This window comes from Streptomyces sp. NPDC015171 (assembly GCF_043079545.1).
In the GTDB taxonomy this organism is placed as follows: Bacteria; Actinomycetota; Actinomycetes; order Streptomycetales; family Streptomycetaceae; genus Streptomyces.
Genome location: NZ_JBIBUO010000023.1, coordinates 45508 through 51507, shown reverse-complemented (window position 1 = coordinate 51507; position 6000 = coordinate 45508). Strand labels below are relative to the sequence as shown.

Sequence of the window (6000 nt, the reverse complement as noted above, 5' to 3'; positions counted from 1 at the left end):
CGTGCCGGGAGCCGGGAGCCGGGAGCCGGGAGCCGGGAGCCGGGAGCCGGGAGCCGGGAGCCGGGAGCCGGGAGCCGGGAGCCGGGAGCCGGGAGCCGGGAGCCGACGTTCGGCCTGTCTCGCGAGTGGCTCCTCGTCGATGGCGAACCATTCGTGGACGGTCTCGTCCTGTCCCACCCGGAGCAGTTCGAGCGCCTGCGCCGCGCGTGCCCGGAGGCCGAGAGTGCAGCGGTATTCGCCGGGGATCCCTGCTTCGACCGCATGCTGGCGGCCCGCCCGTACCGTGAACGGTTCCGCCGCGCCTTGGGCGTACGTCCAGGGCAACGGCTCGTGGTACTGAACTCCACCTGGAACCCCGAAGGCTTCTTCGGGAACGGGGGAGGGAAGGACGTCCTGCCGAGTCTGCTGCCGCGCCTTACGGCCGAGTTGCCGGCCGACGAGTACCGGCTGGCCGCGATCCTGCACCCGAACATCTGGTATGGGCACGGACCAGGTCAGATCCGTGCCTGGCTGGACCGAGCGCGCCGCAGCGGGCTCACCTTGATCGACCCCGTGCACGCCTGGCGGCAGGCCCTCATGGCCGCGGACGTGGTTCTGGGCGACTTCGGCGCGGTCTCCTACTACGCTGCGGCTCTGGGCCTCCCCGTGATGCTGGCGGCTGCCGCGCCGGACCGGCTGGATCCGGTGGCACCGCTCGCGTCGTTCGTGCGGGACGCACCGCGTCTCGATCCGAACGATCTCTTGCGGGAGCAGATCGAACGGGTGCTGACCAGGCACCGGCCACTCGCCGAGCCGGCCGGGTTCACTACTTCTGCTCCCGGTGCCTCGGCGGCCTTGCTGCGAGAGCATTTCTACAAGCTAATGGACCTCCCGGAACCCGAGGCTCCCGCTCTCCTGGAGCCGTTGCCGCTACCGGCGTATGACCCACCGCGGCGCACGGCCCCCCTGCACGTGTGGACACGTGTCCGGGGAACGGACGTCATCATCGAACGCTCCACGGGGCGTCCGCGCCGGACCGACGGCAACTCGCACCTCGTCGTCCACGAGGACGACCTGGACCCCGACAGCCTGGAGACTGCCGACGTGATCACGCGTGAGGGACAGCCGGATGACCCGCGACTCGGAAGCCCAGAGGCTTGGACCGCCGAGGTGCTGCGCCGCTATCCACGCTGCCCGGTCGCCGCGTACGTATCGGGCCCGCACACGTGCACCGTGCGGGTGCGCGACCACGGTGCGTTCCGGCTGTCGGCCGAACCGGGCGCGGACGCCGATCCGGCGGCGTACGCGTCCTCGCTGGCCGCGTGGTTCGCCACGGGCGGCAGGGTGCCACCCAGCGGCATCACGCTCCGGGTGCACGTCGCAGGCGGCGTGCACCCAGTGACTGCGGAGCCGGTCCTACCCGGCGACCTCGCAGCGCAGCCGTAGGGCAGCCAGGTATCCCAGGTGCGGGGTGGCGCTCGACGGGAGGAGACGTTCAGCCTCCTCGATCTTCGCCAGCGCCTCGGTATTCTCGCCCATGTCGTGCAAGGTCTCGGCCAGGTCCGTAAGGGCACGGGCCTGGTTGTACGCCTCCCCCTGCTCACCGAAGAACTCCGCCACAGCCGTCAGCAGGCTGCGCGACTCGTCGAGCCGTCCCATGCCGCGCAGCGCCCGTCCTCGGTGGCGCCGTGACAGCGCAAAGGCGCGCGGCAGGTCCTCCGCGCCCTCCTGGCCGGGCGCGATCCTGCCGTAGATGGCCTCTGCCGCGATGAACCGCTCGAGTGCCCTCTCGTAACGCCAGCGGTAGAGGTTCAACAGACCCTGCAACTCCACGGAAGACGCCTCGCCACGAACGTGTCCGGCGTCGCGCTCGGCCCGGGCGGCGGCGTCCGCCTCCCGGTCGGCCTCCTCCCACCGGCCCAGTTCGCCCAGGCAGTGAGCGAGCTGGAAGTGCAGCGCCCCGGCAATTCGCGATCCCGGCTGGTGTTCGTCGGCGCAGCGGGCCGCGATGCGGAGCGCAGGCAGCACTTCGTCCCAGTGGCCCGCCTTGAGTTGGAGGGGCCAGAGGGCACGCCCCAGGCGGAGCGCGGTGGTGGTGTGCTGGTACTCCCGGGCAACGAACACGGCACGAACGAGGTTCCCCACCTCTGCCGCCAGCACTTCGACGCCTTCCGCTTCGTCGCGGTACGGCTCACCGTGCGCAGGCGCCGACTCGGTGCGCCAGCTCTGGGGCAGAGCCGCGTGAGCCGCGTGGAGTGCCCGGTGCAACAGAGCTTCGAGGGTTCGGGCGATCGCAGCGGAGCACTCTGGGATCCCCTGCTCCGGTCCTGCCGTGTCCGCCAGGTAGCGACGTACCTCAGGCCGGAACCGATAGCGCTCGTCGGGCAGCGCTTCCAGCAGTTGAGCATCCGCCGCCTCGGCCAGCATGTGAGCGGCCTCTTCCTCGGCGACGCCTGCCGCAGCCGCGGCGAGATGGACAGCGACGGACGGCCACTCGCCCAGCGCCGTCAACCGGCAGAGCCGAGCGGTCTCCGGCCGGACACCGAGGCAACTGGCCTGCGCCGCGGCACGCACCGGGTCGCTCCCGGACGCCCCGGTCACCAGGGCTGGGAGCTCAAGCTCCGCGTCTTCGTGCAGCAGGCGCATCGCCGTTGTCCGCAGAGCGAAGGCGTTTCCTCCGCAGTGGGCCAGGACGTCCGGCATCCGCGGCCTTGCACGCTCGATCCGCTCCCGGCCGGCAATCCTCCCTATCATCTTCAGCGCGTCCCGGTCGCTCAGCCCAGGCACGGGAACTGGCTCCGCCTCCAGCGCGAAGGGCGAGCCTGACACGATGACCAGCAGAAAGACCTCGGGGGTGGACGGAATGAGTGCCCGGACCTGTGCCACCGAGGACACGTGGTCGATCACCACCATCGCCCTTCGGCCGGCAGTGAGCCGCCGATAGAGCTGTTCCCGGCCTGCCTCGGTAGGCGGGATCCGGTCGGGCCCGACACCCATCTGCCGAAGCAGACGCAGCAGGACCGCCGCCGGGGCCGGTCCGTGGTCTTGGGAACCGTCTCGAAGGTCGACGTAGAACTGACCGTCGGGAAACCGGGCGTGACAGATGGCACCCAGGTGTAGGGCCACCGCTGTGGTGCCGATCCCCGGCGGACCGTAGAGCAACGCGACGCGCGGCCGGCCCGCAGCGGGGCGGGTCGCCTCCCGTCTCAGTCGCCTGACGATGTCCTTGCGGTCGGTGAAGTGCCGTGTAGCGGGAGGCAACCCGCTCCCGGACGAGAGTTCCGCCGCATGCTGCGGGAAGCTCCGAAGGAGCAGTGACCACTCCGCCGCCTGCCGTGGGTCGTCAGCCAGACGGGCATGCAAGTGACTGGCCAGCGACTCCCAATCTTCACGGCCGGCAGGCAACGGGGTGTCTCTTCCCGTCGCCCTTCTCGCCAGCGCACCCGTTGACAGAAGCAACTGCTTGCCCATCTCACCGGCCGCACCGTTGCCCACAGACGTAAGGAAGGCGGTCAGCGCACTGAGCGCCACAATCTCCAGCATGTCGGCTCCCCCCCAAGTACCCATCCGCCACTGGCCGGACTGTATCCCCGCGCCACCAACTTGCGGAAACATTCAGACAACTCCCGACGGCCTCGGTAGGCGCCGCGACCGTCTGCCACGTTCCGCACTCCGACGGCATGTCCCGCCACGGAACACCAGTCCGCCCTCGCCACCGAATCCCACTGACCAGCTTCCGTCACCTACGGCCGGCCCAACACACGACCAGCAACAAGACTCCAGTACTGATCACTGCCGGTCAGGACGAGCGTCCCGGCCCACACCGAGATCATCCCGACGCAGGACGAGGGGACTGAGGCAGTCACAAAACACGGCACAGTGGCCCAGGCTGGATCGCCGCCTGCGGAACGCCCCACCACGACACGTGCATGCAGCGCCTGTGGTTGGGGGCGGAGCGGTAACGATGTCGGCGCCCTTGTGGGCGGAGAGGTTGTCCAGGACCACGTAGATCGGGGGCCCCGTCGGACCGGGCGGCGCGGATCGACTTGAACGCGGCCAGCTTGTTCGCGGGCGCCCTTCTTGCAGCGGTTGACGCCCACAGGTTGACGTCGCCGACCGAGTAGCAACTGTGGAAGTAGCGCACCCCGTGGGTGCGGTTACCGACGTAACACACGAACGTTGAATCAGCCGGAACGCTGCCTGGCTCTGGTTGCAGTTCTGGTTGCATTCGCCCCCGTCCGGCGCCGTACACCGCCTACGTTCACTCCCACTCAGCCGCAGGTCAGGACGCTCCCGGGCGTTCCCGGACCCTCGGACGAACATTGCGGCAGCGAGCGGCGAGCGCCCACCGGCACGGCAGCCGCACCACCAGATCGCCCTCATCGATGTGCAGCCGCGTCATCGCACATACTCACCTGCCTTCCCGTACGCCACCGTGCCGGTGGAGTGAGCGTGACCGTCAGTGGGCCACGCGTGCACCGGACGGCCGTGACGTCCACGAGTGGGAGCGGTGATTGGTGTGCATGCGGTACTCCCGCCAGGCGGCGGCGAGCCAGATCCCGCCGGCGATCAGGGCGTACACACCGAGGACAAGTGCGATGGCCATCGCACCGGCATCCGGCCACAGCCACAGCAGTACACCCGCCGCCACCGACACCGCGGCGGAGACCCGCCACCACCAGGCGTGGCGCAGCTCGTGCCGCATCCGCGTGGCGACCCACAGCTCCAGACAGCCCGTGGCGATGGCCCACGCGCCCGCCATCACCACCAGGGCCAGGGCCGTCAGGCCCGGCCACAGGGCGGTCATCCCACCAGCCACGACACCCAGCGCACCGGCCACCGCACAAGCCAGCGCGGGCCGGCCCTCACGCCGATGCCGCCATGCCGCGCCCAGAAGCACCGCGCCATCGGCCAGCGCGTACGCCCCGAACACCCAGGCCAGCGCCAGCACCGTCATCTGCGGCCGCAGCAGGGTGAGCACCCCGAACACGACCGCGGCCACACCGCGGGCCACCAGCAGCCAGACCGTCTTCCTGCTCTCTGTCACCAGCGACCTCCCTTCCGGCCTACGGCGCGCTGGCGAAGAGTCCGTCGGCGCGCCTGGAGTCTTCACTGCACGAGACACGACCTTGAGTCGATTGCTGTCAACTTCATCCAGTGCCAGCTTGTCAAATAATCTGCTATGGGCTATACGGAAGGGCGGGATTCGTTTCTGGTCGGGCCGCCTGCCGACGGCCCCACGTCCAGGGAGTGAAGGGAGAACAGGAACATGCTTGCCCGCACCGGCGCACTCGGGGATCTCGACCGGCTCGTGAACCAGCTCGCTCAGACCGCCACCGCGGTCGGCACCGTGATCCCCGCGGATGCCTGGCGCGACGAGGAGGCGCTCTATCTGCAGTTCGACCTGCCCGGCATGGACCGCTCGAGCATCGAGGTGACCACAGAGCGGGACACGCTGACCGTGAGCGCCGATCGGCTCTCTCCTGTGCCTGCCGGGGCTCGGCCTCTGCTCAGCGAACGCCCCACCGGCCGGTTCACCCGCCGCCTGACCCGGTCCGACGTCCTGGACACCACGGCCGCCGAGGCGTCCTACGACACCGGTGTCCTCACCCTGCGCATCCCGCTGGCCGCACGCGCCAAGCCTCGCAAGATCGCCATCAGCGGCGGCACCCCCAGGCAGCTCACGGCTTGAGAAGCGCGTCGCACCCGTCCCATTCCATCAACTGCGAGGAGGTTCTGATCGTGGGCGCCCTGCTGTGGCTGCTCATCCCGATGACTGCGGGCATCACCGCCAGCGTCTGGGCCTGGGGCAGCGGACGCCGCCACCCCAGCCCGCCCGAACGCGACACCTGGGAAGACCTCGACCGCTACCAGCGGCTGCGGACCGTCCTGAGCAGCAACGAACACTGCAAGGCGGCATAACTGCAGGCGCACGCCAAGCCATCAGCGGGTACTCCGCTCTGCTTTCGGTCCGTGTGCGGCGCATGGAACTGGCTCCCCGCGCTCGCGTGGGTCCCGACG

The 6000-nt window shown here is 69.9% G+C and carries 6 protein-coding genes and 1 pseudogene; 3 read left to right on the top strand and 4 right to left on the bottom strand.

Annotated elements, in window-relative coordinates; all coding sequences use genetic code 11:
- Positions 1–261 precede the first annotated feature (261 nt).
- Positions 262–1425 (top strand): hypothetical protein, encoded by a 1164-nt coding sequence (locus ACF073_RS37120; RefSeq protein ID WP_392075901.1) that lies wholly within the window; start codon positions 262–264, stop codon positions 1423–1425.
- Here ACF073_RS37120 and ACF073_RS37115 read toward each other — a convergent pair.
- From ACF073_RS37115 to ACF073_RS37100, 4 genes and pseudogenes are all read right to left on the bottom strand, one after another.
- The gene (locus tag ACF073_RS37115; protein WP_392075900.1) at positions 1396–3522 is read right to left on the bottom strand and encodes an ATP-binding protein; all 2127 of its coding nucleotides are present in this window, start codon (positions 3520–3522) and stop codon (positions 1396–1398) included. The genes ACF073_RS37120 and ACF073_RS37115 overlap by 30 nt on opposite strands.
- The gene (locus ACF073_RS37110; protein ID WP_392075937.1) at positions 3452–3712 is read right to left on the bottom strand and encodes a transposase; all 261 of its coding nucleotides are present in this window, start codon (positions 3710–3712) and stop codon (positions 3452–3454) included. The genes ACF073_RS37115 and ACF073_RS37110 overlap by 71 nt, the downstream gene beginning before the upstream one ends.
- Before the next feature lie 230 nt (positions 3713–3942).
- A pseudogene (locus tag ACF073_RS37105) lies at positions 3943–4138 on the bottom strand (IS630 family transposase); the annotation flags it as partial.
- Between the two features lie 300 nt (positions 4139–4438).
- Complete coding sequence (locus ACF073_RS37100; protein ID WP_392075899.1) at positions 4439–5026, bottom strand: HdeD family acid-resistance protein; 588 nt, start codon at positions 5024–5026, stop codon at positions 4439–4441.
- 222 nt (positions 5027–5248) lie between these two features.
- On the opposite strand from ACF073_RS37100, the gene ACF073_RS37095 reads away from it, so the two are divergent.
- Both ACF073_RS37095 and ACF073_RS37090 read left to right on the top strand, forming a co-directional pair.
- Positions 5249–5671, top strand: a complete 423-nt coding sequence (locus ACF073_RS37095) for an Hsp20/alpha crystallin family protein (protein WP_392075898.1) — start codon at positions 5249–5251, stop codon at positions 5669–5671.
- A 50-nt stretch (positions 5672–5721) separates the two neighbouring features.
- Positions 5722–5901: a hypothetical protein gene (locus ACF073_RS37090; RefSeq protein WP_392075897.1), complete on the top strand. Its 180-nt coding sequence runs from the start codon at positions 5722–5724 to the stop codon at positions 5899–5901.
- The last annotated feature ends 99 nt before the right edge of the window (positions 5902–6000 follow it).